The sequence below is a fragment of the Streptomyces umbrinus genome (assembly GCF_030817415.1).
Lineage (GTDB): Bacteria > Actinomycetota > Actinomycetes > Streptomycetales > Streptomycetaceae > Streptomyces > Streptomyces umbrinus_A.
Genome location: NZ_JAUSZI010000002.1, coordinates 10,871,147 through 10,897,320, shown reverse-complemented (window position 1 = coordinate 10,897,320; position 26,174 = coordinate 10,871,147). Strand labels below are relative to the sequence as shown.

The window sequence follows — 26,174 nt, the reverse complement described above, 5'->3', positions numbered from 1 at the left end:
GTCGTCCGCCGCCCGCCGTCGGCCTGGCCGCCGCGGCAGCGGTCCGGTGCCCTCGTCAGGGCTTGACGGGCGTCACCTTCTTGTCGACGCCGTTCACCCGCACGGTGACGTTCCCCCGGTTCCGCGCCCGGTCGGCCACGATTCGGTAGGACGTGACCTTCCCGTTCCGCCACTCGCAGTCGATCTCGTAGCCGCCGCGGGCGCGGAGCCCGGTGAAGGACCCCTTGGCCTTCCAGCCGTCCGGCAGGGCGGGCAGCAGGTGGATGACGTCGTCGTGGCTCTGCAGGAGCATCTCCGCCACGGCGCCCGTGATGCCGAAGTTGCCGTCCATCTGGAAGGGCGGGTGGTTGCCGAACATGTTGGGCAACGTGTTGTAGGTCAGCAGTCCGCGCAGCATGATCTGGGCGCGGTGCCCGTCACCGAGACGCGCGAAGAGGGCCGCCCGCCAGGGCCAGGTCCACGAGCGGCGGCTGTCGCCCGACACCGTCCCGGCCGTGAACGGGACGCCTTCCTTCTCGCCGCAACGGGCCTTGAGCGAGACGAGGGCGGCGGCCGCGAGCTCCGGTGTCTTCGGCGTGATCTGGCGGCCCGGATAGACCGCGAAGAGATGCGAAGTGTGGCGGTGGATGTCGGTGGGGTCGTCCAAGTCCTCCTGCCACTCCTGGAGTTGACCCCACTTGCCGATCTTGTTCGGCGCGAGGCGTGCTTGCATGTCCGTGACCTTGGCCCGGTAGGCGGGGTCCGCCTTCAGCGCCGCCTCGCAGTCCAGGTAGTTCTGGAACAGGTCCCAGATGATCTGCTGGTCGTACATGACGCCGTCCTCGCGCGGCCCGTGCTCGGGGGACCAGCCGTTCGGTGCGACGAGGAGTCCGTCCTCGCGCTCCTTGAGATGGTCCTCCCAGAACTCGCAGATCTCCTTGATCATCGGGTGGGCGACGGTACGGAGGTAGCCCAGGTCCTGGGTGAACGCCCAGTGCTCGTACAGGTGTTGGGCGTACCAGGCACTCGCGACGGTGTTCCACTCCCACGAGTTGCCGCCGAAGATGCTCTGGCTGGTGCGAGCGGTCCAGCCACGCGTGTCCTTGCCGAAGGCGTTGCGCGTCGCCACGCGGCTGGGCACCGCCACCTGCTCGATGAACCGGACGAGCGCCTCATGGCTCTCGGGGAGGTTCGTCGTCTCGGCTCCCCAGTAGTTCATCTGGATGTTGATGTTGGTGTGGTAGTCCGAGGCCCACGCCGGCTGGTTGCTGTCGTTCCAGAGGCCCTGGAGGTTGGCGGGCAGGCCGTTCGGGCGGGAGGAGCTGATCAGCAGGTAGCGGCCGTAGTCGAACATGGCCTGCTCGAGTGTCGGGTCCTCGCCGCCCGCCGCGTAACGCGCGAGCCGGGCGTCGGTCGGCAGGGCGACGACGGCGTCGCCGGAGATACCCCAGGCGACCGAGACCCGGTTCATGAGGGCGCGTGTCTCGGCGGTGTGCTCGTCGCGCAGCTTCTTGTAGGACCGGGAGGTCGCCTTGGCGAGCGTCCTGGCGACGACCGGTGCCGGATCGGCCCCGCGCCACCCGGCGGCGGCGTCGAGCTTGTAGTCGGTGCGGGCGTCGAGGAACAGGGTCAGGGTCGTACAGCCGCTGAACCGGAGCACCGACCCGTCGGCGCTGAGGTCGCCGTCGGTGTGCACGGCCCGGACGGTGCATGTGTGCTTGAGTCCGTTGCCCATGACACCGCTGAAGGCGATCCGCCCGGCGCCGGCGTCGACGGTCGTCGGGGCCTCGTCCTGTCCGGACGTCAGCGAGATCGCTCCGGAGAGTTCCCGGGCTTCGTCGGACGTGTACCGGAAGACCATGACGTCCGCGGACCGGCTGGCGAAGGCCTCGCGCAGGACGCGCCGTCCCGGCGCGCCGAAACGGGTGACGTGGACACCGTCCACGAAGTCGAGGCTGCGCTGGTAGTCGACGACCGACCGCTGCGTACGCGTGTCGAAGCCCACGCCCTCCAGCGCGATCTCCGCGATCTGGAAGCCGTTGGAGGACGCACCGGGGGTCAGAGTGAGCCGATACGCGCGGTAGGCCGTGGTGTTGGCGATCCGGAAGGTCCGGGTCTTCCCTCGGTCGGCGAACGGTGCTCCGGGGTTCTGCGTGTCGAGGGTCGTCCAGGCACGCCCGTCCTGCGACGCCTCCAGTACCCAGCGCCGGGGGTCGTCCCGCGGACGGTCCGGGGCGGCCGTCAGCGCGTACGAGGTGACGGCGACCGCGCGGGGCAGTTCGGCCTGCCATACGACCGTCGGCGCGTCGGCGTCGACCCGCCAGACCGTGGCCGGATCGCCGTCCACCGATCTGGAGATGTCCGTGCCACGGGACTTGGCCCCGGAACTGGAACCGGAACCGGCACCCTTGGAGTGCCCGCTCGGTGACGACAGATAGATCGAGCCGCTCCCGCCGAGGTCGACGCCGGACAGGCCGATCTCGCTCAACTGGAAGTGGCTGACGCCTGACTTGGGGACGAAGTCGAACCGGTAGAAGCGGTAGGCCGCGGTGTCGGCACAGGTGAACTCCTTCGTCTGGAAGCGGCTCTCGAAGGGCGCCTCCAGCGTGCGGCTGTCCACCGTGGTCCAGGTGGTGCCGTCGGCGGAACCGGAGAGCTTCCACTCCTGCGGATCGCGCTCCGGCACGTCGTTGGCACTCGTCAGACGGTAGGACGCGACCTCGACGGGTTCGGGGAGCTCGACCTGCCACTGCACCTTCGAACCGGGCCCATCGATGCACCACTTGGTGCTCGACTCACCGTCGTACGACTTGTCGACACCCTCCGACGAGGAGCTGCTGTACGGTCCGCCCGGGGCCGTGATCTTCGGTCTCGCACGGGGAGCGAAGGTGACGACGACGTCGCCGAAGTTCCGGTACGAGCCGAAGCCGGTCATGCCGGTGTCGAAGTCGCTGTCCGGCTTGCCGGCGAGCGCGTTGTCGTAGTTGTTGACCCCGCCCCACAGGCTCTGTTCGTTGAACTGGATGTGCTCCTCGTAGGGATCGGCGAAGAGCATGGCGCCGAGTCGGCCGTTGCCGATCGGCAGGGCCTGCGACTGCCAGTCCAGGGCGGGTACGGAGTACTTCAGCGCCTTGCGCGACAGGGTCGGCCACTGGACACCAGCCGGCGCGCCGGTCCCCGCGGCGACGGCCTGTCCCGCGGGGGTTCCGCCGGTCATCTGAGTGATCAGGGGCGCAAGGGCGAAGGCTCCGCCGAACTTGAGGACGCTTCGTCGCTGCGGTTGGGATTCATTGATCACGGTGAGGTCTCCCGGCCCATTCATCGGCTCTATCGCAGAGGAGGTCGCAGCCGCATCGACACCTGTCGAGGGCGCGATCATCGTCGCCGGGGAATAGATCGGATGTCTAGAGGTGTGCAGCAGTTGACGAAGCGGTCATGGAGAAACGGCCTTGGGCTGGTCTTCCGCCCGCCCAAGGCCGTTTGACATACCTGGCTCTCCACCTGCTCCGGTGGCTGCCCCGGTGGGTGCTGCGAAGCGCGTCCGGCGCCTCGTCAGTAGACGGACAGGCCGTAGGCGCTCAGCACTTCCTGGATCGGCTGGTAGTAGGTGGTCCCTCCCGAGGTGCAGTTGCCTGAGCCGCCGGAGAGAATGCCGATGACCTTGTCGCCCGCGTAGAGCGGACCGCCGCTGTCACCGGGCTCGGCGCAGATGTTGGTCTGGATCAGCCCGTAGACGACGTCTCCGCTCCCGTAGTTGACGGTCGCGTTGAGCGCGGTGACCCTGCCGCAGCGGACACCGGTGGTCGATCCCCGACGACAGACGCTCTGGCCGACGTAGGCGGTCGCGGTTCCTGTGACGTCGACGGTTCCGATGGTGCCGGGGTGCGGCACGGCCGGGTTGGAGTACCGGACGACGCCGAAGTCGTTGCCGGGGAAGCTCGTGCCGGTGGTGGGGCCGACCATCGTGGTGAGGCCGGAACTGGTGTACCAGGTGGGCAGGCCGTCGGTGCAGTGGCCCGCGGTGACGAAGTAGTAGGTGGAGCCGCTCTGCACGTTGACCCCCACCGAGCAGCGCCAGCTGGAGGTGTAGATGGCGTCACCGCCCGACAGGAGGGTGCGCAGCCGGCCATCGACCCGTTCCACGGTCGTGGCACCGGCGAAACCGCCGGCGGTCCGACGGACAGCGGCCAAGTCCGCTTCCCCGACCGTGGAGTCGGCGAGCACCCGCAGCTTCCCGGTCCGCTCGTCCACGGCCCAGCTCGTCCCGGCGATCCCCAGGGATTCGACGGCCGATGCCGCGCCGGACAGCGAGGCGGCGGACGGTGTGGCGGCGGCCGTGGGCGCCGCGGTCGCGTTGGTGCCGGACACCGCCAGGGCGGCCACGACGAGCAGGCTCAACACCGAGGCGGCGAGCCGGGAACGTCTGATGGTGGTACCGCGTGCTCTCATCACCCGAATCTCCCCGAAGACGGTCGGTCAGGTACAAGCCCGCCCGACCGGTCGCCGGGCGTGCCGTGCTTCCGTGCCGTGATGCTGGTGCCGTGATACCGGTGCGTGCGCGGCTACGAAGGGCGCGTCCGTGCCCCCGACATCCCATCGGGGACACGTGATGGCTCGCGGCCACGGTGTGACCGACGAGGCCCGGTGGAAGCCGGCCAACGCCTCATTGTCCCCGGCGGCGCCCGACGGGGGTAGGCCGTCTCCGGCCGTAAGGCCCGCGCGCCGCCACACCCGTCCCCGGGTCTGCGGTGCCCGCCGGCACCACAGACCCGGGAGCGTGGATCAGAAGGCCAGCTTCCAGCTGTCGATGTAACCCGTGTCGACCGAGTAGCGGTCCTGGACGCGGAGCTTCCAGGTGCCGTCGGCCGGTTCGGCGGAGGCGTCGACGGCGTACGTCGTGTGTACATCGTCGCCGTCGTCGTCGGAGACGTCCTTCAGCCGGTACGTCGTGCCGCCGGGGCCGACCAGATCGATCACCAGGTCGCCGCGGTAGGTGTGGACGATGTCCACCGAGACCTGGAGGGTGCTCGGTGCGTTGCCGGTGCGGCCGGTCACGATGAGCGGGGACTCGACCGGATCGCCCGCGTCGGGGATCCGCACATTGCCCGGGTTGACGAAGAAGTCGCCGCCGGAGGCGATGACGTTCCAGGCGAAGCCCGCCTCGGCTCCGGATCCGTCCGCGGCGCTCACCGTAACGGTCGGGGTGAACTCCCCCGTTTCTGCCGGGATTCCGGAGATCAGACCGGTCTCGTGGTCGATGGCCAGGCCGTCGGGCAGGCCGGTGGCCTCGTAGGTGAGGCCGCCCGGACGGCTGGTGTCCGCCGTGATCCTCAGCGTGGCGGGCTGGCCGGTCGCCGATTCCTGGTCGGCGGGCGCCGTCAGCGCGACGTGGTTGACGAAGCGCGGGCCGACGTTCACCGCCGCCCAGGTGTTGCCGACGGCCTCGTACGCCTCGCTGGACCGGCCGAACAGGTCGGCGGCGGCCTGGAGGGTCGCGACGCGGGCGCCCGCGTAGTCGGTGGTGGACGTCATGTACGTGGTCAGCGCCCGGTACCAGACGTTCGTGGCGTTGTGCAGGCCCAGGCCGGGGACCGGCTCGCCGTCGTGGGTCGGGCTGTCGTAGCCGACGCCGTTGACGGTCTTCTGTCCGCTGCCCTCGGCGAGGAGGTAGAAGAAGTGGTTCGCCACGCCGGAGGAGAAGTGCGGGTCGAGCCCTTCGGTCTCGGTCGACCAGAAGTCCTGGGACAGGCCGTCCTTGGAGGGCTGGTCCATGTAACGCAGCGGTGTGCCGTCGCCGTTGATGTCGATCCGCTCGCCGACCTCGTAGTCGGGCACGTCGTTCGGGTTGTTCGTGAAGAACTCCACGGCGGCGGCCATGATGTCGCTGCTGCCCTCGTTCAGACCGCCGGACTCGCCGTTGTAGTAGTAAAGGTCCGCCGTGGCGCTGGTGACGCCGTGGGTCATCTCATGGGCGGCGACGTCGAGCGCGGTCAGCGGGTTCGCGTTGTCCTTGCCGTCTCCGTAGAGCATGCAGAAGCAGTCGTCGTCCCAGTAGGCGTTGACAACGTTGTTCCCGTAGTGGACCCGGGAGGACGCGCCGACACCGTCGTTGGCTATGCCGTTGCGGCCGAACTGGTCGTGGTAGAAGTCCCAGGTCTTCTGCGCGCCGTACGCGGCGTCCGCGGCGGCGGTCTCGCGGTTGGCGGGGTCGCCGTCGCCCCAGATGTCGTCGGCGCCCGTGAAGAGCGTGCCGGTGCCACTCGTGGCGCCGCCCAGGTCGTACGTCTTGTGACCGCCGCGCTGTGTGTCGGTCAGTTCGAAGACGTCTCCGTTACGTGTGCTGCCGAGGTCGACCTCACCGCTGAACTGGCCTTTGCCCACACCGGGGTGGACGGTCTCGAACTCCCGCAGCTTCTTGCCGCTCTTCGCGTCGGTGACGACATGCACCTCGCGCGGAGAGCCGTCGTCCTCGACGCCGGTGACCACTGACTCCCAGGCGAGGGCGGGCGCGCCGTCGGCCGCCCACACGACCAGTCGCGGTGTTCCGTCCGCCTTCACCTGCCCGGTGCCGTCGGCCTTGGCGGCGGCGAGCGCCGACTTCTTCGCCGTCGAGGCGGCGACCGTGGCGTCGGTCGTCGATACGGACACCGGGGCGTCGGTCGCCCTGGTGACGGTCCGGCCGGTGGCGCGCTGATGGACCACCAAGTCACCGCCGAGGACGGGCAGTCCGGCGAAGGTGCGCTCGTAGCGGGTGTGGACGGTGCCGTCGGCGTCCTTGATGACGTCCTTCGGCAGCAACTTCTCCTTGGCGTCCAGCTTCAGGGCGCCGGCGGTGACTTTGGCGGAATTCGCCGCGGACTTCAGAAGGCCGGCACGCTGGGAGGGGGTCAGCGGGACGGGAGCCGCGCCCGCCCTGGGCTCCGCGGCGATCCGGGCCTGGGCCACCGGGACCTGGCTCGGCTGGGCGGACGCTCCGGTCGCCGGTGCGGCCGCGGCGGCGATGAGGGCGGTCACGACGACCAGCGCACCTCCTGTGGCGCGCCGGGGACTACGAGACAGTCGGGGCCTGCGGGGGCGTAAGGATCTCGGCACTCCTGCTCCTTCCGGCCGCTCGATGGCAGCCGTGTGGGAAGACCGGATGGCGGTGTCGGCCATCCGGGGAGAACGTGCGATGAGTGCCGCGCGGCGTGAAGATCTTCACACTGAAAGGTCGTCAGTGTCATGGCCCGAACAGACAGTTGTCCGGAATGAGGTCTTGCCGTTCACGTCCGAACGGGCATGGGGCGAGGTCGACATGCGCCTTTACACGACGTAAACAATTGCTCCACAGGTGACTCCTCGGCCACATCAGTCACCGAGTTGCACAGAGCGGGGGATGAACCGGCCACGCTCCGAGTCACCCCGTACGTACGCCCTCGCTCAGGCGGCCCCCCGGCCCGCGAGGACCGTTTCGCGGAACGAGGCCACCACGGGGCGGAGATCGACCCGGTGCCAGGCCGCCCACAGTTGAACAGACCCTCCGTGCCAGGGCAGTTCGCGTACCGCGACGCCGTCGGTCGTGCCGCGCATCATGCTCTTCTGGATGAGCGCGAGACCGAGACCGGAAGCGACCAGGCCCAGTGCGGTGAGTGGATCGGCCGCGTCGAGACGGATGTCCGGCGTGAAGCCGGAGGCCACGCACGACGCGACGAACGTGTCGCGCCAGGCCGGGTCGTGTGAGTCGCCCACCGCGATCCACGGCTGCCCGTCGAGGTCCTCGGGGGTCAACTCCTCCTGCCCCGCGAGGCGATGCTCCGCGGGCAGCGCGAGCAGCAAGGGATCCCGCAGCAACGGGACCGTACGCAGGTCCGGGTCGTCCTCGGGAGGCGGCGTGCGCACCAGAGCGATGTCCAGGCTGCGCTGACGCAGGCCCTCGAACTGCTCGGCCGACTCCTGGTCGTACAGCGCGACGTGAATGCCCGGGCGTTGATCGCGCAGTGTGCGCAGGGCGGTGGGCAGGATGCCGGTGTGCATGGCGTCGGCCACGTAGCCGATGCACAGGCCGCCCTCCTCGCCACGGCCGAGCCGCCGGCCGAGGTTCTCCAGCCGGTCCGCGTGGCGGAGCAGGGCGTGCGCCTCGGTCAGGAAGACGCGGCCGTCGGAGGTGAGCCGGATGCGCTGTTGGCTGCGTTCGAAAAGGGTCAGGCCCAGGTTCTTCTCCAGCTGGGCGATCTGCCTGCTGAGAGGCGACTGGGAGATGTGCAGCTGCTCGGCGGCACGGCCGACGTGTTCGGCCTCGGCGACGGCGACGAAGTAGCGGAGTTGACGCAGGTCAAGCATGTAGGACCTCGGAGGACTCAAGTACGTCCAAGCAAGTCTTGGACAGTCTCATCCATGGATCCTAACCTCGAACACGCAAAGTCGACGGATCGCATATTCAGTGACGAATCCGCATCAACCGGTATCACCCTCGCTATCGCAAGGATCCCCCCATGAGCATCAAGCCCCTCCTGCCCGGCGCCCTCGGCTTCGGCACCGCACCGCTCGGCAACATGTTCCGCGCCATCCCTGACGAGGAGGCCGCGGCCACCGTCGAAGCCGCCTGGGACCAGGGCATCCGCTACTTCGACACCGCGCCCTTCTACGGCGCCGGCCTCTCCGAGATCCGGCTCGGCGAAGTACTGGCGCAGCACCCGCGCGACGAGTTCGTCCTCAGCACGAAGGTCGGCCGCGTCATCTTCGACGAGATCGAGGACCCGGCCGTACGCGACCTCGGCGAGAAGGGCGGCCTCTTCGAACACGGCCGCCCGAACAAGATGGTCAACGACTACACGGCCGACGCCACCCTCCGCTCCATCGAGGACAGCCTCAAGCGCCTGCGGACGGACCGCCTCGACATCGTGTGGGTGCACGACGTCGCCCAGGACTTCTACGGGGACGAGTGGCTGGCCGCCTACGAGAGCGCCCGCACCGGCGCGTTCCGCGTCCTGCAGAAGCTGCGCGAGGAGGGCGTCATCAAGGGCTGGGGCCTGGGCGTGAACCGCGTGGAGCCCCTGGAGCTCACCCTCGACCTGGACGAGCCGAAGCCCGACGCCTTCCTCCTCGCGGGCCGCTACACCCTCCTCGACCACGACCGGGCCCTGCAGCGGCTGCTGCCTGCCGCTGCCGCCCAGGACGTCGACATCGTGGTCGGCGGCCCCTACAGCTCGGGCATCCTCGCCGGAGGAACGCACTTCGAGTACCAGCAGGCGCCCGCGCACATCATCGACAAGGTCGAGCGGATCAAGGCACTCGCCGAGCGGCACGGGGTCGGCATCAAGTCCGCCGCGCTGCAGTTCTCCCTCGCCCACCCGGCGACGGCGGCCGTGATCCCCGGGGCCACCAAGCCCAGCCGCATCGCCGAGGACGTCGCCGCTCTCGGCGAGACGATCCCGGCCGCCTTCTGGACCGATCTGCGCGAGGAGCGGCTGACAGCGCAGGACGCTCCCGTACCCGCCGCGGCCTGACCCGTCACCTCGTACCCATACACACCCCGCACGCCCCTGGAGGATCCCGTGGTCAGGACCGCCGCATCCCTCGACATCCCCGCCTCGCCCGACCGCGTCTGGCAGCTCATCGGCGGCTTCGACTCACTGCCCGACTGGCTCCCGTACATCCCCGCCGGCGAACTCAGCGACGGCGGACGTGTCCGCAGTCTCCGCAACGAGGACGGAGGCGTGATCGTCGAGCGCCTCGAAGCCTTCGACGACAAGGCCCGCACCTACAGCTACTCCATCCTCCAGGCGCCCTTCCCCGTCACCGGCTACCTCTCCACCCTCACGGTGCACGAGATACCCGGGCAGGGCACGGCCCGCGTGGAGTGGTCCGGCACCTTCACACCGGACGGCGTCAGCGACGACGAAGCCATCACTCTGTTCCACGGCATCTACGCGGACGGCCTCGCCGCACTGAACGAAACGCTCGCCCGTCACAACCATCCCGCATAGCCACGACCACCGCCGTGGAGGTGTCAGTCGGCGGTGGGGTGAGGCCGACCGCCCAGCCACGCGGTCGCCTCTCGCGGGGAACGCAGGTGGATGACGTTCAGGGGCGCGAAGCGTGGGTCGGTCGTGCGGCGGTCGATCTCGGCGCGGCGGGCCGCGTGCTGGGTCCAGGACGACCACGCGGGATGGTCGCCGCTGAACCAGGAGGACAGCGTCTCCACGTTGCCGCCGAAGACCCGTTCACGCAGCAGGGTCCGCCGCAGGGATCTGCGCAGTACGCGCGGCATGACGAGGGCCCTGGGGTAGTCGAGCCAGATCACGGTGTCGGCGTTGGTCCACAGCAGGTCGCGGACCTCCGGGTAGCCGAAGGAGTCGAAGATCCAGGCGGGGGTGGCTGCGATCTTCGCGACCTGTCGGTGAAAGTCGGGGTCGACCGCCCAGCCGGGGCCGGTGAACACGAGCGAGTCCATCTCGTGGAACGGCAACTGGAGCCGGGCAGCCAGGGCTTGCGCCATGGTGGTTTTTCCGGCTCCGGTGATGCCGGCGACGAGGATGCGTTGCACGCGCGGATGCTACCGGCGTCGATCAGCCTTCCGCGAAGCCGTTTTCGCTGAGCCTCGGGCCTTTCTTGACCTTGACGCAACGGCAGGGTTTCTACTGAGAGCCATACGGATCGGAGTGATCACCGCGCTCGTCGGGGCGATCCCCTGGAAAGGACACCGAGATGGCCGAGACCAACACCACCACCGACAAGAACCTGGCCCTGCTGCACACGGCCTACAAGACGCTGGAGCGCGGCGATCTGGACGCGTGTGTCGAGATGCTGACGGAGAACTTCATCGCCAACGTCCCCGGGGTGCCCGACCCGCTGCACGGTCCGGAGATCTGGCGGCTGGGGGCTCAGGCCATGTGGGAGGCCTTCCCGGACCTGCGGATCAGCGTCGAGGACATGTTCGCCGCCGACGACAAGGTGGCCGTACGGGTCCACTTCCGTGGAACGCACCGGGGCACCTTCCAAGGGATCCCGGCGACGGGCCGAGAGGTCAGCTTCCGGAGCGTCGAGCTCTACCGCATCGAACGCGACAAGATCGCCGAGGAGTGGGTCGCCCCGGACATGATCAGCCTCATGCAGCAGATCTCGCCCGCGCCGGCCGACCACTGACACCGGCTCTCCAGCGACGTCAGGGCGGGATCAATCCGTGCGGGGCGCGAGCAGGCCGTCGACGACGTCGCGGAGCGGACCGAGGAGCTCGTCCGATGTCGCGTCACGCAAGGGTTGCAGGCCCACGGCGGAGCGTACGACGGCGACGCCGACGCCGAGTGCGACCAGCAGTTCCGCTCTCAGCAGGCGTTCGTCGTGGTTGTACGGCAGGCGTTCGCCGTTGTGCGCCGAGTGTTCGCCGTCGTGCGCCGGGTGTTCGTCGTCGTTGTGCGGCACCGGCGCACCCGAGGCTTCGAGCACTTGACGGCTGAACTCCTGCAGGGCCTGCCTGCGCAGTTCGTCCACCTGCTCGTCGCCGGTGTTGCGCAGCAGCATCAGTACGGGGTGCTCGCCGAAGTCCGGCCAGGCGCCGGCCGCCAGTTGAAGGCTGAGTGCCTCGGCGAGCGTGGCCCGGTCCTGGGGGAAGTCGCCGTCGCGTCCGAGGAACCGGGGCGCCGACGCCAGCGACGCCTTGAAGAGACCCTCCTTGGAACCGAAGTACCGCTTGATGAGGGCGAGGTTGACCTCCGCGTCCGCGGCGACGTCGCGCAGTGTCGTGCGTTCGTACCCAAGGCGGATGAACCGGCTTCGCGCGGCCTGGAGCAGCGCCTGCCGCGTGGCTGCCGCGTCCCGCCGCCGACGCTGCCCGGCAGCCGGCTCGGCAGAGCGTCCGTCAGCCTCGTCGTCCGGCGATGTGCCGGTTGCTCTCGTCGCCATCGGAGACCTCTTCCCTCAAGTAATCGCTCGTTGACAAGATCCCGGAGCAGGCTTACGTTTTCAAGTAATCAACTGATGACTTATTGCGCGGCGCGCCGCGGGAAAGCACAGCGATGACCCAGCAGGCGCTTCTCGTCATGGATGTCCAACAGGTGGTCGTCGATCGCCACCCCGATCCCGACTACCTGCCACGCCTGCGGAAGGCGGTCGACGCCGCCCGCGCGGCCGGCGTTCCCGTGATCTACGTCGTGGTCGGGTTCCGTCCCGGGTATCCGGAGATCAGCGCGCGGAACAAGATGTTCGGTCGACTCGCCGGCGCCTCGGCGGCGGGCGGTGCGGGCGCTGGTGGCGAGGAACTGGCCACCCGTGTCCATCCGGACGTGGCCCCCGGGCCGGGCGAGGTCGTCGTCACCAAACGGCGCGTCAGCGCCTTCTCCGGCAGCGACCTCGATGTGGTTCTGCGGGCCGGCGACATCAGCCACTTGGTCCTGACGGGCATCGCCACGAGCGGCGTCGTTCTGTCCACCCTCCGGCAGGCGGCCGACCTCGACTTCGGCCTCACCGTCCTGGCCGACGGCTGCCTCGACAGCGACGCGGAAGTGCACCGGCTCCTCACGGAGAAGGTGTTTCCTCAGCAGGCGGAGGTCACGACCGTGGCCGACTGGACGGCTGCGCTCTGACGGTGCTTCCGCCTGTTCACTGAGGTCGGCGTCAAAGTGGCCGGGCCGGGCGGAAGTTGTGCTCAATGATGTACGGGGGACTGCGCGGGCGTCTCCTCGGCCCCAGCCGCCTGACCGCCGGGATGGCGCAGGGCGCAGAGGTAGCCGATGCCGAGTGCGACGGCCATGCCGTAGAACACCCACTGGTTGGCCTCGGCGAAGTCCATGCGGATCGAGGACATCGCATCGCGCATGGTCGTCGCGACCGGGCCGTCGCCGGTGGGCGTGCGGGCGTCCGCCTGGCCCGTGATCGACTGCGTCACGTCCTCGGCGACGGAGTCCACCTGGTCCGGCGGTACCCCGCGCTTCCGGAGGGTGTCCACGACGTTGTCCGTCATGGTGTGCGCCAGCACGGTGCCGAAGACGGCAAGTCCGATGCTGGCCGCGTAGTTGCGTACGGTCTGGGTGATGCCGGTGACTTCGCCGTAGGAGGCGTCGATCGCCCGGTTGACGGCGTCCGTCGAGGCCGGGGCGAGGATGAACCCGATTCCCGCGCCGGCGAGGGCGACGTACGGCCACTGGTCGTGCATGGACAGGTCGGTCAGTTTGCCGGCCCACAGCGCGAACCCGACGGCTCCGACCACGCAGCCGATCTTCAACGTGGGGCGGGCGCCCCGCTTGTCGAGGATGCGGCCGCCCCACTGGGAGGCGATGGCGAACCCCACGAAGAAGTACAGCAGGTACAGGGCGGCCTGGTTGGCCGAGGCGCTGAGGGAGACCTGGGCGTAGACCGAGGCGAAGAAGAACACGGGGACGAACGCCAGCATGGCGAAGAAGAGCACCAGTGAGTCCACCGTAAAGGCGCGGTCGCGGAAGACCGACAGGTTGATCAGGGGGTGGCGGGTGCGCAGTTCGTAGCGGCAGAACACGTACAGAACCGCGAGGCCGCCGGCGATGCAGGCCCACGTCGCCGCGCTGTCCCAGCCCCAGGCCGCCGCCTGCTGGAAACCGAGCACACTCGTGCCCATGCCGACGGCGATCAGCACAGCACCCTTGACGTCCAGCGGTTCGTCGCGTCGCCGGTCGGAGATGTGGGCGAGCGCGGTGAGGACCAGCGCGACGACGGCGACAGGGACGTTGACCCAGAAGATCGCCCGCCAGGTCCAGGTGGTCAGCCAGCCGCCGAGCAGCGGTCCCACCGCGGTGAGGGCACCGGTGAGGCCGAAGAACAGGGCCAGGGCGCGCCCCCGCCGCTCGATCGGGAACACCGCCACGACGACCGCGAGCGCGGCGGGGAAGAGCAGCGCCGCCCCGAGTCCCTGGGTCGCGCGGAAGGCGACGAGCCACGTCAGCGCGTGGTCCCCGTCGGGTACGCAGCCGCACATCGCAGAGGAGACGACGAAGATCAGGGTGCCTGCCACGACGACCCGACGTGGTCCCCACAGGTCGGCGAGGCGCCCGCCGACGGCGAAGAACGCGGCCAGGGACAGCAGATAGGCGTTGACCACCCACTGCATGCCCGAGGCGGACAGGCCGAGTTCGGAGACGATGTCGGGCGCCGCGATCGACACGATCGTCTGGTCGATGAACGTCATCGCCACCGCGAACATCATCGCCGCGAGCGCCAGCGGCTGGGAGGCCGCCCGTCCGGCACCGGATGTGCTCTCGTTGCGTTGCGCGTGCGTACGCCTCACCAGGCCAGTCTGCGTCCGAACCGGTACCGCCGCACCCGGAGCACGTCCTCAACGGCGCACGAGCAAGGCGTGGCTGCCGAAACGCCGCGCACCCGGCTTCCCGGGCGATGAGGACGGCGATCTGCGGGCGGACGCGTCTTGGACGGATACGTCCCTGGTCCGGTGGACGGGGTGCCGCCGTGGACGCACCGGGGCCTGACGACGCCCCGCGACCAGCTCTACGACCGGACCACGCCGCTGGTGCGTTCTCTCGGCCGCGGGCCCAACACAGCGGCCCCGTAAGGATGTTCCAGACGGTGGTAAATCGGCATACGGCTTGAAGGAGGGCTGTATGTCGGATCATCCTTGGCGCCATGAGTCTCGCCTCCGCCTCTTTCGACGTGCCTGCTACGGACGACTACGCCCGCGACTGGGCGTTGGTCGACGTGGAAACCTCAGGGCTCGTGGCCCGGCGGGATCGGGTGCTGTCCGTCGCCGTAGTGACGATCGGTCCGGACGGCGAACAGACCGCGGAGTTCTCGACACTGCTCAATCCGGGGTGCGATCCGGGGCCGGTGCATGTGCATGGGCTGACCGCCGAGCGGCTGCGGGGCGCGCCGACCTTCGACCAGGTCGCCGGCCGGATCGGGGCGATGCTCCAGGACCGGGTTCTGGTCGCCCACAACGCGCAGTTCGACTACGACTTCCTGGCCCACGAGTTCGCCCGCGCGCGAATGTGGCTGCCGGTGTCGCAACGCCTGTGCACGCTGGCCCTGAACCGCCAGGTGGATCCGCCCACGGAAGACATGAAACTCGGCACCCTCGCCGCTCACTACGGCGTTCCCCAGCAGCACGCACACGATGCGCTGGACGACACCCGGGTGCTGGCCGGGATCCTGCGGGCGTCGCTGCGCCAGGCAGCTCAGCTCGATCTGCCCTTGCCACTCGTGGCCTGCCCGCCCCGTGCGGAGTCCCAGTTCACGCCTCAGCCGCCCAAGACCCCCTGCGCCTACCGCAACCCGGGGCGGCTGGCTCCCGGCGGGCCGCTCCAGCAGGGGATGAAGGTCGCGATCACCGGGGACACCGCGCACGCCCGGGCGGAGCTGGTCGGGCGTGCGGTTGCCGCCGGGCTGAACATGATGGCCTCCGTGAGCCGGCACACCAGCGTGCTGGTCACCAACGAGCCGACGTCCGATTCGGCGAAGGCCCGACGCGCACTCGCCGAACGTGTGCCGGTCATCGACGAGCACACCTTCCTGCGGCTGCTCGCCGACGTACGGACCGGAACGGCGCACGAGGCGACGGCCGCGCCCGCCGTGACGATCGCGCCGGCGGTACCGGCGACGGCTCCGGCTCCGGCTCCGGCTCCGGCTCCGGCTCCGGCTCCGGCTCCGGCTCCGGCTCCGGCTCCGGCTCCGGCTCCGGCTCCGGCTCAAGTCCAGGTCACCGAGCTCGAATCCACCACGGCGCCGGTCCCGGAAGTGCCCGTCCTGCCGTCGCCCTCCCCCCGCACAGCCGTCCCCGTGCCGCGCCAACCCGGCGACTCGGTCGGCTCTTTGGACAAGCCGCTGTCAGGCCACCGGGTACTGGTACTCGGTGGTGTCCACGCCGACGCCGCGGCGGCCCGTACCCGCGTCGTCGAACTGGGCGGTTCCGCGGCCATCAACCTGTCGGCCAGCGTCACCGACGTCGTCCTTCTCGCCCGCGGCGAGCAGGACCGCCGCATGAGCCGCATCACCACCCTTGAACTCCCCGTGCACGAGGGGCCTTGGCTCACCGCGCCGTCGGCCACCGAACAGGGCACGGCGGCCGTCCGGGCACAAGAACCACGGGTGTTGCCGAGGGGCGGCGTCACCGACCTGCCCGTGCCGCACGGCAGACCCGCGCCCGACTGGTACATCACGGCCAGCTGGGCTCCGCAGGCCGACTGCGAGATCGACGTCGTCGCGTTCCTCCTCGACGAGGACGAACAGGTCACCTCCGACGCGGAGTTCATCTTCTACGGCGCCCCGGAGAGCCCCGCCGGCACCGTACGGCTCCTCACCGGAGGTCCGGCCGAACAGACCATCGCCGTCGATCTGGCATCCCTGCCGCCCGCGACCCGCAAGGTCGTCGTCGCCGCGGCCATCGACGGTGTCACCACCTTCGGGACGGTCGGCGCGATCCAGATCGGTGCGGCCGCCGGCAACAGCGGAGCACCCGTCGCCCGGGCGACCCTGGACGCCGCCACGACCGAACGCACCATGCTCCTTGCGGAGATCTACCGCAGAGGTCCCCTCTGGCGCCTGCGCACCGTCGGCCAGGGCTACGACCACGGCCTGGATGCCCTCGCCCGCGGATACGGGGTCGACATCGCCGACTGAACGACGCGGCAGGCGCCTCGGATCAGCATCTCCGTGCCGTCGGCGATCGGCTTCCGCGGCACGCCGTGCACGCGGGACTCAGGGGCTGTCCCCGCCGACGGACTCGTCATCCGGGTCCTCGGTCACGTACAGGGCAGGGCCGAGGCGCGCGGCGAGGCTGTCTCCCGGAATGTGTGTCCGGGTCACCATTCCGTCGTCGCCCGGCGTCAGCTCCGCGTAGTACCCCACGTCGATCCAGTCCATCGGACGGTGGAAGAAGAACTCGACCGTGTCGTCTGGGTACTCGGCGCGGAGCATGGGAATCACCGTCTCCAGATCGGACCCGGCGCCCTCACCACTGATCACCACAGACACCTGATCCGCCTTCGTCCGCCACACCCGCACATGCGCGTGACCCTGCCAGCCTTGGAGGGACTGCCAGGGATCCTCATCGCGGATCATCTCGGGATGGACTCGTTCAACGGCCATACCGGAACACCTCTCTCCGCACTCGAAGTCGCGCCAGGACCACCCGCCGGGCCCCGTCTTCTGGCGACGGGACAGGATGGAACCCGGCGTCTCAGGGCCGAAGTGCCCGTATCACGCCGGGTCGAGCACCCCTGGCTGCCGCGGTCCCGCCGGCTGGCCGGGGACGCGCGGATCGATGGGGCGGCCGACGAAGACCGGGGCGTCCGACTGGTAGAAGATGTCGATGTCGGCCTCCTCGCCGCCGACGATCAGGGTGTCCCAGGCGCCGCTCTCCTGCAGGGACCGCAGGGTCGACGGAGCGAGGGTGGACAGGTGGCTGCGCAGCTCCTCGTCGCTGGGCATTCCGGGGAGGCGGGGAGCGAGGCGCTCGCGGATCGCCCGCATCCTGTCCAGCAGGAGGTCCAGATCGGACTGCTCGGCGCCGGGTCCTGCGACGGCCCTGTCGCCTTCCATGCTGTCGGCGATGATGTCCTTGATGGCGCGGGTCACGCCGCGTTCGTCGGTGGTGACCATGGCGTTCCAGGCCCGGCTCTTGTGCCGGTACTGGAGCATGGACATCGCCGCCTCGTGCCGGATGAAGTCGGCGTCGCGCAGCGGTCGGCCCTGCCAGACCCGGCTGAGGGAGCGGGCGAGGGAAACAGCCGAGGCGAGGCCGCTGTTGAGGCCGCGCCCGGGCCAGAAGTGGATGGCGTTGGCCGCGTCGCCCAGCAGGAAGCCGTAGGTTCCGGGGCTCGTGGAGGTAGGACGGCTGAGCTGGGCCGTGAACCGGGGGCGCTGCACCATGTCCAGCCGGAACGAGGTGATGGCGGTGAGATCGTCCGCGGCGACGCCGAACAGCCGCAGGCCCTCCTGGATCCGCTTCCACAGCGGCGAGCTGCGCAACAGGGCGGGCAGGAACAGGGTCCCGTGGGTCGGGCAGACGAACTCGTTGTCCTCGTGGCGGCTCATCAGGCAGGGCCGAGCCGCCACGCACTCCTCGAAGACCTGCCGGACCGGGTCGATGCCGATCACGGCGCCGGCCTCCTCGCGGGTCAGCCTCATGTTGAGGAACCCCTCACCACGCAGCGAGTTGAGCAGGAACCGGTTCTGCGCCACGGTCAGCAGGACGCTCATGGGGTCCGAGAGCTGGGACTTGACCCGCAGTCCCAGCACCAGGTCCTGAAGGTGCTCCCCGTCGAGGGAGTAGATCGAGGAGTCGGCCGCGCCGAAACGGTCCTTGAAGTGCTCCCGGGTACGCGACCCACCGCCCTCGGCGATCACCAGGACGTGTTCCTGGGAGAGCCGGTTCTGCTGCTCCGACGGATCGAATCGCTTCGGCACCAGACGGATCGCGGACTTGGCGTTGGCCAGTTCCAGCAGCTTGTCCTCGATGTAGGCGATCCGGATGTTGCGCGGCGGGCGGCCCTCCACGGAGTCCGGCCCCAGGGGCCACATCTCCGAGAACCCATCCCCGTCGAACAGCGCCGACTGCATCTCGTCCGTGAGCGCGAGGTACTGACGGCTCTGGGCGGTGACGACCTGCATCCGGCGGACGTTGCCCTGTGTCTCGTCCTTCCAGACCACGGTGGAGCCGTTCCTGACCCACCGGCCGTCGTAGACGGTGATGGCCGCCTTCCCCGGCAGGGCGTTCTCCAGCAGCAGGGCGAAGGCGAGACCGACCGGGCCCCCTCCGCTCACCGTGACCCGCAGTTCGCCGGGGTTCGCCGAGGCGTTGGCGCGCGGCAGGTCGAGCTGGGAGAGGTCCATGACCGTCTCCACCGCTTCCTGCGTCTCGAACAGGAAGGTCTCGTCGCCGATGCGTATGGAGTCGCCGGGCACGAGCACATGCCGGGTGACGCGCTGGTCGTTGACGAAGGTTCCGTTCCTGCTGCGGTCGTGGAGGACGAACGCACCGTCCTCCTCCACGATCTCGGTGTGCAGGCGGGAGGCGCTGACACTGACGATGATCACGTCGTTGTCGCTCTTGCGCCCGAATCGCAGCGGGGCGCTGCCCAGAACCACACTCTGACCGGCGAACGGACCCGTGCGTCCCACGATGACCGACGTCACAGAAACTCCTTGTGAAAGTCGGGTGCGGGCAGAGGAACCGCACCCTGCGGTTGATCCGCTACGGGTGGGAGTCGTACGTCACTCCCACAGAACTCCGGTCCAGCGGGGTTCTCTTGACCGATGATGCCCGAATCGGGCCGACATCGGCCCAACTCGTACCGATTGAAGTATGGACCATGCGCAGGAGGTAACTCGCCTACCCGGAGCCGACGTTGACGCCCCGTTGACCAGCCGCCGGTCGACTAGCCGCCGTTCGTCGAGGCGCATGTCACCGAGAACGGCACCGAGTTGGACACCGCCTCGAACGGAGAGCGGATCTCCACCGCCATCTCGCTGCGGAGAGTTCCCGACCGCGCGTACGTCGACAGCCGCACCGTCTCCTTGTGGGTGCGGGGGCCGCCGTCCGGGAACGACAGCGTCCGCCACTGCCGGTCGATCACGGACCCGTTCGTCGAGACCCACCGGTAGGAGAACTGGAAGGGCAGATCGGACACCGTGAAGGTCGCGGTGAACCAAGGAGCCTGCGAGTCCGCCGGAGGGCAGTCCCCGACGTACGTGGTCGCGCCCCCGGTCGCGGTGACCGACACGGGCTGCTCGGCGGTGTCGTCCGACCCACTGCTCGCCGTGGCGGAGGCGGTGGCCTGTGCCTGCCCCGTGGGCGAGCCGGTGTCCTTGCCGCTCTCACCGCCGTCGCCACCGAGCACATAGCCCAGGCCGCCCACGAGCAGCGCGAGCACGGCCACTCCCGCCCCGGTCAGGTACCCGATGCGCCGTTTCCGCTTCGTGGGGCCGTGGCCGGACGTTTCGCCGCCGTCGTTCGCTGCCTGCGAGGCAAGCACCGCGGAACCGGCTGTGGGTTCGGGCCCCGATACCGGGTCCGCCCATACGGTGGGCGAACCGGCGATACCCGAACCCGAGGCGGCCTCCGGCGCGGGACGTGGCGGGGCGGGAGAAGCGGGGACGCCGAGGCTGACCACGGTGGGCGGGAATGCCTCATCGACGGGCGAGCGGGGAGCCGGGGCGGCCGACTCGACGGTGATCTCAGGTACGGCACCGGGAAGTGGGGGCTGCGCCTGGGCGGCGGGGGCATCGGGGTGTGCCGCGGTCGTGGGTACGTCCACCGCGGCGGTTGGTATGTCGCCCGTGGGTACGTTGGCCGCCGCAGTGGGCGCCTCGCCCGTGGGTACGTCGACCGCCGCCCCGGATGCGTCCACCGTGGCCGCCGTCCCCGCTTCGGATGCGGCGATGGCCGTAGGCGCCGTCTCCCCGAGCGGGGACTCGGCGGTGGGCAGGTCGTCGGTGGCCGCTGCGGGCGTCGGGGCGGACGGCGTGGCCGTGTCGGCGCCGGAAGTGCCGTCAGCGCCGGCCAGGCGCAGCTCCTGCTCGGCTTCTTCGGCCGACATGCGCTCGTCGGGGTCCTTGCGCATCAGGCCTTCGATGACGGACACGAGGGGTCCGGCCCGATGCGGCGGGGGCAACTCGTCGTCGACGATGGCGCGCAGAGTGCTCAGCGGGGAGGTCCGACGGTAGGGCGAACGTCCCTGGACGGCCGCGTAGAGCAACGCTCCGAGAGACCACAGGTCCGACGCGGGACCGGGGTTCCGGCCCAGCGCCCGCTCCGGCGCCAGATACTCAGGAGAGCCGACGAGCTCACCGGTCATCGTCAGCGCGGAATCCCCCTCCACGGTGGCGATGCCGAAGTCGGTGAGCACCACCCTGCCGTCGTCCGCGAGCAGGACGTTGGCGGGTTTCACGTCGCGGTGCAGCACTCCGGCGCCATGCGCCGCGCGCAGTGCGGCCAGCACCTCGGCACCTATGCGCGCGGCCTCCCGCGGCGCGAGGGCACCCTGGGAGCTGATCGCGTCGGCCAGCGACCGGCCGCGGACGAACTCCATGACGATCCAGGGTCGGCCGTCGTCGGTGACGACGTCGTGGACGGTCACCACACCGCGAGCACTGATGCGCGCCGCCGCCCAGGCCTCCCGCTCCAGACGGGTGTACATCCGCTCGACCTGCGCCACTCCCAGTCCGACGGGAGCGCGTACCTCCTTGACGGCGACCTCTCGGTGCAGTACCTCGTCGCGGGCCCGCCACACGGTGCCCATACCGCCCTCGCCGAGAACGGACAGCAAGCGGTAGCGACCGGCGACCAGCCGTTCGGCACCCGCGTCCGGCGACGCCGTGTTCTGCTGTGGCATGAGGGCCCGCACTCCTTAGTCCTTTGCGAACGGCCGAGGAGTGGCGACGCCCCCCGTCCGATCCGTGATCTGCCGGGACACCGCCTTAGGTTCGGCAACAGCCCTACGTCCCACCGGACTTCACCTTCCAGGCCCGGTGTACGACGCGGAAGGACCGGCGACGCACCACGCCGCTGACCGCCAAGGACACAGCCCCTGGACAGTATGATCAAACGCCTGATGTTCGTGAAGTCCGGACCTGGACAAGTGCTTGACCTACCGCTCACTGTGCGGAAGTTGTGACACACCTGTCGTAGGCCACTTCGGCAGACGCCGCTCGAAACGAAAGCGGCGCCCCTCCCGACGGTCACACCAGAGGGTCGGTATCGTCCGCCCGGATGACCCGGTCTGCGGCTCAGCGGACGGCACGGAGGAGGAGCACCATGGCCGATCGCCGGCAGGGAACCGCGTCGGACGACGGTTCCGCCTCGCCGGGAGAGGAGGCCCGTCGGGCGCGCACTCACGACACGGTGCGGCTCGCGGTCGTCATCGGTGCTCTCGGCGTGGTCTTCGGCGACATCGGGACCAGCCCGATCTACACCCTCCAGACGGTGTTCAACCCCGACGACCCGCACCCCGTCCCGGTCACCACGGACAACGTGTACGGGGTGGTGTCGCTGGTCTTCTGGTCGGTGATGGTCGTCGTCACGCTCACCTATGTGCTGCTGGCGATGCGCGCCGACAACGACGGTGAGGGCGGCATCATGGCGCTGATCACCCTGCTGCGGCGTTGGAGTTCGCAACGCGGGCGTCGGGCCACCGTCGTACTGGCCGCGCTCGGCATCTTCGGTGCGTCGCTGTTCTTCGGTGACAGCATGATCACCCCGGCGATCTCGGTACTGTCCGCGGTCGAGGGACTCAAGGTCGTCGAGCCGTCGCTGGACAGCGCGGTCGTGCCGATCACCGCGGTGATCATCGTGGCGCTGTTCCTGGTGCAGCGCCGGGGAACCGCGGCGGTGGGCCGGGTGTTCGGACCGGTCATGATCGTCTGGTTCACGGCCATCGGCGCGTGCGGCGTCGCCGGTATCGCCGACCACCCGGACATCCTGAGGGCACTGTCACCGACGTACGCCCTGGACTTCCTGTTCGGCCATTGGGGCACGGCCTTCTTCGCCCTGGCCGCGATCGTGCTCGCGGTCACCGGCGCCGAGGCGCTCTACGCCGACATGGGGCACTTCGGCCGCCGGGCCATCACCCGGGGCTGGCTCTTCCTCGTACTGCCCGCCTGCGTCCTGAGCTACCTGGGCCAGGGCGCGCTGATCCTCGACGATCCGGACAACATCAGCAGCCCGTTCTTCCTGCTCGTGCCCGAGTGGGGACGATGGCCGATGGTCCTGCTGGCGACGGCGGCGACCGTGATCGCTTCCCAGGCGGTGATCACCGGCGCGTACTCGGTCGCCTCCCAGGCCGCCCAGCTGGGCTATCTGCCGAGGCTGCGTATCGCGCACACCTCCGAGTCCACCATCGGTCAGATCTACGTCCCGTGGATCAACTGGCTCCTGATGGTCTCGGTCCTCACGCTGGTCTTCGCCTTCCAGAGCTCCGCGGCGCTGGCCTACGCGTTCGGCATGGCGGTCACCGGCACCATCACCATCACCACCCTGCTCTTCTTCTACGTCGCCCGTCACAAGTGGGGTACGCCCCCCTGGCTGCTCGCCATCGGCGCGGGCGCGCTCCTCCTCGTGGACCTGCTGTTCGTGGCGGCCAACATGACCAAGCTCGTCCACGGCGCGTGGCTGCCGCTGCTGATCGGCCTCACCGCGTTCACGGTCATGACGACCTGGCAGCGCGGCCGCCAACTGGTCACCGAGGAACGAGCACGCCAGGAAGGGCCGTTGCCCGAGTTCGTCGAACACCTCCGCACAGGGCAGGAGCCGACGATCCGCGCGCCCGGCACGGCCGTCTTCCTGAACCGGGACAAGGAGACCGCGCCCCTGGCCATGCGCGCCAACGTCGAGCACAACCACGTGCGGCACGAGCAGGTCGTGATCCTGTCCATCGGGACCGAGCCCGTGCCTCGCGTCCCGGCCGACCAGCGGATCGTCGTCGACGACCTCGGGTACGCCGACGACGGGATCATCCACGTCACCGCCCGGTTCGGCTACATGGAGACGCCGGACGTGCCCGGCACGCTGGCCATGCTCGACCCGGCCGAGACCGAAGGGCCGCTGCAACTCGACCAGGCGTCCTACTTCCTGTCGAAGATCGAGCTCCGGCGCGGGAAGGCACCGACGATGGCGCCCTGGCGCAAGCGGCTGTTCATCGCCACCTCCTACATCACGGCCGACGCCGCCGAGTACTTCAGCCTGCCCCGCGACCGCACGGTCATCATGGGGTCGCAGATCGAGGTGTAGGCCCGCAGTACCGCCCGAAACCGACGCACCGCGCGACGCCGGCAGCCATGGGTTGCCTGTGCGCAACAGGCCTGTTCGGCGCGCGCGGACGGTCAGTTGCGTTCGACCGCATGCCCCACCAAGGAGGCGGAACCCCCGGGCAAGCCTCGGGTCAGCCGACGAGAGGGAGGTCGTGCCGCGGTGCCGCGGAGACCGCTCCGAGGTGCTCCAGCAGAAGTCCTTCTCTGGTCGACCACGGGGAGATGACGACCTTCTCTGCCTCACACGCCGTCAGGAGCGCCTCGGCGACGAGCGCGCCGGCCAGTGCCTGACCCGCGCGGTGCCGGGAGATGCCCGGCAACCGGGTCCGCCGGGCGGGACCTGCTCCGGCCAGCACCGGGATCCACCGCCGCAACTGGGACAGCGTCAACTGCCGCCCGGTATGGGGTTTTCTGCGCCTGGACGGAGTGCCGGCCAGGCGGGCGAGCTGCTCGAAGGTCTTGGAGCAGGCGACGACGCTCCCGTTCCGTGCGGCCACCGGCAGGCCGGGTGCCGTACTCAGGGCATGGCCGAGGAACTCCCGGACCTCCTCCAGACGTGCCGTGGACGGAATGGCGCCGCCGGGGAGCCAGTCACGGGTGACGCGCCGGGCGCCCAACGGCAGCGAAAGCACGCTGCGCGGCTGCGCTCCCCGGCCCGAGGCGATCTCCACGGTGCCGCCACCGATGTCCAGCATCAGCAGCGGGCCGCTCTCGGAACCCGTCCACTGCCGGGCCGCCACATAGGCCAGGCGCGCTTCCTCCTCACCGGGCAGGACCCGCAGCCGGGTGCCGGTGGCACGGGCCACCTGCGCGATCACCTGTTCCCGGTTGGGTGCGTCCCGGATGACCGAGGTGGCGAAGGGGAACACAGTCGGCGGGCGGCGGACCCGGACGGCGGCCATCGCTTCGGCCACGGCGCGCTGCACACTGGTGATCCCGACCTCGCGCAGGCGACCTCTGCGGTCGAGCGCCTCGTGCAGCCGTAGCCGTACCTTGTACGAGAAGACCGGCTCGAGCCCTGCGCCCGGCCGCCGTCGGACCACGGTCAGCAGTGCGCTGTGGCACCCGACGTCCAGTACCGCGGCCTGTTCCGGCCTTCCCCGCCCCATCTCGCCGTCTCCCCCGTCTCCACCCGCTCGATCACGTCCGGTCGGCAACGACCGCTGCGGCTGCCTGCGGGAAAGCACACGCTCATACGACCCTAACCCGTGCCGCGTACGCGCCAGGCTGTTCCTGACGCATCGCTGATCCCCACGAACCGCCGCTCTGCGGACGTTCTGCGAGGAGTGCCGCTACAACTTCATCACTCGGCCCGGAACAGTCGTCGCCCCCCGGTCACGTCGTCCGGTCTCGGTGGCCCTGGCACGCCCAGGAGCGTCCGCGCACGTGACCTACGCTGCCGCAAGGTCGATACTTCCGACAGAAGCGCTCACTCCGACCAGCGGGAACACAGGCAATATGCTCGCCTGTTCGGCTCACCAGGAGGTACCCATGAAGATGCTCATCAACGTCGCGGAAACCGTTGTCGCGGACGCGCTGCGGGGCATGGCGGCCGCCCATCCCGAGCTGACCGTGGATGTCGAGAACCGGGTGATCGTACGGCGGGACGCTCCGGTGCCCGGGAAGGTGGGGCTTGTTTCGGGTGGTGGTTCGGGGCACGAACCGCTGCACGGCGGGTTCGTGGGCCCCGGGATGCTGTCGGCGGCCTGTCCCGGCGAGGTGTTCACGAGCCCGGTGCCGGACCAGATGGTGCGGGCGGCGGCCGCCGTGGACAGCGGGGCCGGTGTGCTGTTCATCGTGAAGAACTACACGGGTGACGTGCTCAACTTCGACATGGCGGCGGAGCTGGCCGAGGACGAGGGCATCCAGATCGCCAAGGTCCTCGTCAACGACGATGTGGCCGTGACCGACAGCCTCTACACGGCCGGCCGCCGCGGCACCGGCGCGACGCTGTTCCTGGAGAAGATCGCGGGCGCGGCGGCCGAGGAGGGCCGGCCGCTGGAGCGGGTGGAGGCGCTCGCCCGGCAGGTCAACGAGAACTCGCGCAGTTTCGGCGTCGCGCTCAGCGCCTGCACCACTCCGGCCAAGGGCAGCCCCACCTTCGATCTGCCGCCCGGGGAGCTGGAGTTGGGCGTCGGAATCCACGGCGAGCCCGGCCGGGAGCGACGGGCCATGATGACCTCGCGGGAGATCGCCGACTTCTCGGTGAACGCGATCCTGGAGGACATGAGCCCCCGCAACCCCGTCCTGGTCCTGGTGAACGGCATGGGCGCCACACCGCTCCTGGAGCTGTACGGCTTCAACGCGGAGGTGCAGCGGGTGCTGACCGAGCGCGGTGTCCCGGTGGCGCGCACGCTCGTCGGCAACTACGTCACGTCGCTCGACATGGCCGGCGCCTCGGTGACCCTGTGTCAGGTCGACGAGGAGCTGCTGCGGCTGTGGGACGCACCGGTGCGTACGGCGGGCCTGCGCTGGGGCATGTGACGCTCCCC

18 protein-coding genes are annotated in these 26,174 nt (G+C 69.7%); 7 read left to right on the top strand and 11 right to left on the bottom strand.

Annotated elements, in window-relative coordinates; genetic code table 11:
• Positions 1-55: 55 nt before the first annotated feature.
• The 4 genes from QF035_RS48310 to QF035_RS48295 form a co-directional block, all read right to left on the bottom strand.
• Positions 56-3,277 carry a glycosyl hydrolase family 95 catalytic domain-containing protein gene (locus tag QF035_RS48310; protein WP_307528687.1) on the bottom strand — a complete coding sequence of 1,074 codons (3,222 nt, stop codon included), beginning with the start codon at positions 3,275-3,277 and terminating at the stop codon, positions 56-58.
• A 254-nt stretch (positions 3,278-3,531) separates the two neighbouring features.
• Positions 3,532-4,428, bottom strand: a complete 897-nt coding sequence (locus QF035_RS48305; protein WP_307528685.1) for a S1 family peptidase — start codon at positions 4,426-4,428, stop codon at positions 3,532-3,534.
• Positions 4,429-4,761: 333 nt separating this feature from the next.
• Positions 4,762-7,134, bottom strand: coding sequence for a M4 family metallopeptidase (locus QF035_RS48300; RefSeq protein WP_373466845.1), 2,373 nt, complete (start codon positions 7,132-7,134; stop codon positions 4,762-4,764).
• 264 nt (positions 7,135-7,398) lie between these two features.
• Entirely contained in the window at positions 7,399-8,298 is a 900-nt protein-coding gene (locus QF035_RS48295; protein WP_307528682.1) for a LysR substrate-binding domain-containing protein, read from the bottom strand.
• 152 nt (positions 8,299-8,450) lie between these two features.
• Between QF035_RS48295 and QF035_RS48290 the strand changes: the two genes are divergently transcribed.
• Both QF035_RS48290 and QF035_RS48285 read left to right on the top strand, forming a co-directional pair.
• On the top strand, positions 8,451-9,464 hold the full coding sequence (locus QF035_RS48290) for an aldo/keto reductase (RefSeq protein ID WP_307528678.1): 1,014 nt from the start codon (positions 8,451-8,453) through the stop codon (positions 9,462-9,464).
• Between the two features lie 48 nt (positions 9,465-9,512).
• A complete protein-coding gene (locus QF035_RS48285; protein WP_307528676.1) occupies positions 9,513-9,944 on the top strand; it encodes an SRPBCC family protein in 432 nt (143 codons plus the stop codon).
• Between the two features lie 23 nt (positions 9,945-9,967).
• Here the strand turns inward: QF035_RS48285 and QF035_RS48280 are convergent, their stop codons facing one another.
• Positions 9,968-10,504 carry an AAA family ATPase gene (locus QF035_RS48280; protein ID WP_307528675.1) on the bottom strand — a complete coding sequence of 179 codons (537 nt, stop codon included), beginning with the start codon at positions 10,502-10,504 and terminating at the stop codon, positions 9,968-9,970.
• 161 nt (positions 10,505-10,665) lie between these two features.
• Here QF035_RS48280 and QF035_RS48275 point away from each other — a divergent pair, with 161 nt between their 5' ends.
• The gene (locus QF035_RS48275; RefSeq protein ID WP_307528673.1) at positions 10,666-11,103 is read left to right on the top strand and encodes an ester cyclase; all 438 of its coding nucleotides are present in this window, start codon (positions 10,666-10,668) and stop codon (positions 11,101-11,103) included.
• 30 nt (positions 11,104-11,133) lie between these two features.
• Here the strand turns inward: QF035_RS48275 and QF035_RS48270 are convergent, their stop codons facing one another.
• Positions 11,134-11,859 carry a TetR/AcrR family transcriptional regulator gene (locus QF035_RS48270; RefSeq protein WP_307528671.1) on the bottom strand — a complete coding sequence of 242 codons (726 nt, stop codon included), beginning with the start codon at positions 11,857-11,859 and terminating at the stop codon, positions 11,134-11,136.
• A 113-nt stretch (positions 11,860-11,972) separates the two neighbouring features.
• Between QF035_RS48270 and QF035_RS48265 the strand changes: the two genes are divergently transcribed.
• Positions 11,973-12,539, top strand: a complete 567-nt coding sequence (locus tag QF035_RS48265; protein WP_307528669.1) for a cysteine hydrolase family protein — start codon at positions 11,973-11,975, stop codon at positions 12,537-12,539.
• 62 nt (positions 12,540-12,601) lie between these two features.
• Here QF035_RS48265 and QF035_RS48260 read toward each other — a convergent pair whose 3' ends face one another.
• Complete coding sequence (locus tag QF035_RS48260) at positions 12,602-14,131, bottom strand: MFS transporter (protein WP_307531930.1); 1,530 nt, start codon at positions 14,129-14,131, stop codon at positions 12,602-12,604.
• Between the two features lie 434 nt (positions 14,132-14,565).
• Here QF035_RS48260 and QF035_RS48255 point away from each other — a divergent pair, with 434 nt between their 5' ends.
• The gene (locus QF035_RS48255; RefSeq protein WP_307528668.1) at positions 14,566-16,554 is read left to right on the top strand and encodes a TerD family protein; all 1,989 of its coding nucleotides are present in this window, start codon (positions 14,566-14,568) and stop codon (positions 16,552-16,554) included.
• Positions 16,555-16,632: 78 nt separating this feature from the next.
• On the opposite strand, the gene QF035_RS48250 is transcribed toward QF035_RS48255, so the two are convergent.
• The 3 genes from QF035_RS48250 to QF035_RS48240 form a co-directional block, all read right to left on the bottom strand.
• Positions 16,633-17,022 (bottom strand): hypothetical protein, encoded by a 390-nt coding sequence (locus QF035_RS48250; RefSeq protein WP_307528666.1) that lies wholly within the window; start codon positions 17,020-17,022, stop codon positions 16,633-16,635.
• A 111-nt stretch (positions 17,023-17,133) separates the two neighbouring features.
• Positions 17,134-19,071, bottom strand: a complete 1,938-nt coding sequence (locus QF035_RS48245) for an FHA domain-containing protein (RefSeq protein WP_307528664.1) — start codon at positions 19,069-19,071, stop codon at positions 17,134-17,136.
• 242 nt (positions 19,072-19,313) lie between these two features.
• Positions 19,314-21,269, bottom strand: coding sequence for a serine/threonine-protein kinase (locus QF035_RS48240; protein ID WP_307528661.1), 1,956 nt, complete (start codon positions 21,267-21,269; stop codon positions 19,314-19,316).
• 422 nt (positions 21,270-21,691) lie between these two features.
• Between QF035_RS48240 and QF035_RS48235 the strand changes: the two genes are divergently transcribed.
• The gene (locus QF035_RS48235) at positions 21,692-23,662 is read left to right on the top strand and encodes a potassium transporter Kup (protein WP_307528659.1); all 1,971 of its coding nucleotides are present in this window, start codon (positions 21,692-21,694) and stop codon (positions 23,660-23,662) included.
• A gap of 151 nt (positions 23,663-23,813) precedes the next feature.
• Here the strand turns inward: QF035_RS48235 and QF035_RS48230 are convergent, their stop codons facing one another.
• Entirely contained in the window at positions 23,814-24,791 is a 978-nt protein-coding gene (locus QF035_RS48230; RefSeq protein ID WP_307528658.1) for a Ppx/GppA phosphatase family protein, read from the bottom strand.
• A 382-nt stretch (positions 24,792-25,173) separates the two neighbouring features.
• Here QF035_RS48230 and dhaK point away from each other — a divergent pair, with 382 nt between their 5' ends.
• A complete protein-coding gene (gene dhaK, locus QF035_RS48225) occupies positions 25,174-26,166 on the top strand; it encodes a dihydroxyacetone kinase subunit DhaK (RefSeq protein ID WP_307528655.1) in 993 nt (330 codons plus the stop codon).
• The last annotated feature ends 8 nt before the right edge of the window (positions 26,167-26,174 follow it).